The organism is Saccharothrix lopnurensis, assembly GCF_042658445.1.
GTDB classification, from domain to species: Bacteria; Actinomycetota; Actinomycetes; order Mycobacteriales; family Pseudonocardiaceae; genus Actinosynnema; species Actinosynnema lopnurensis.
Genome location: NZ_JBHSQO010000109.1, coordinates 1 through 851, shown reverse-complemented (window position 1 = coordinate 851; position 851 = coordinate 1). Strand labels below are relative to the sequence as shown.

The window sequence follows — 851 nt, the reverse complement described above, 5'->3', positions numbered from 1 at the left end:
TACTTCGGTGTGGCGGTGGCGGCGAACAAGCTCAGCGACTCGACCTACGTCGGGATCGTGAACCGCGAGTTCGACTCGATCACGGCCGAGAACGAGATGAAGATCGACGCGACCGAGCCGTCGCAGGGGCAGTTCAGCTACGCCAACGCCGACCGGATCGTCAACCACGCCATCCAGCAGGGCAAGAAGGTGCGCGGGCACACGTTGGCGTGGCACTCGCAGCAGCCGGGCTGGATGCAGAACATGTCCGGCACGGCGTTGCGCAGCGCGATGCTCAACCACGTCACGCAGGTGGCGACCTACTACCGGGGCAAGATCCACTCCTGGGACGTGGTGAACGAGGCGTTCGCGGACGGCAGCGGTGGCGGGCGGCGTGACTCCAACCTCCAGCGCACCGGCAACGACTGGATCGAGGCCGCGTTCCGGGCGGCGCGGGCGGCCGACCCGGGCGCGAAGCTCTGCTACAACGACTACAACACCGACGACTGGACCCACGCCAAGACCCAGGCCGTCTACCGGATGGTCCAGGACTTCAAGTCCCGGGGCGTGCCCATCGACTGCGTCGGCCTCCAGTCCCACTTCAACTCCCAGAGCCCGGTGCCGTCGAACTACCAGACCACCCTCCAGAACTTCGCCAACCTGGGTGTCGACGTCCAGATCACCGAACTCGACATCGAGGGCTCCGGCACGGCGCAGGCCGAGAACTTCCGCAAGGTCACCGCCGCCTGCCTGGCCGTCACCCGCTGCACCGGCATCACCGTCTGGGGTGTGCGCGACAGCGACTCCTGGCGCGCCTCCGGCACCCCCCTGCTCTTCGACAGCAGCGGCAACAAGAAAGCCGCCTACAACTC

Annotated in this window: 1 protein-coding gene; it reads left to right on the top strand. The window is 67.0% G+C overall.

From position 1 onward, the window contains the following. Positions 1–15: 15 nt before the first annotated feature. Positions 16–851: glycoside hydrolase family 10 protein (locus tag ACFP3R_RS37550; RefSeq protein WP_380643806.1), on the top strand; the 836-nt coding region annotated here is incomplete at its 3' end.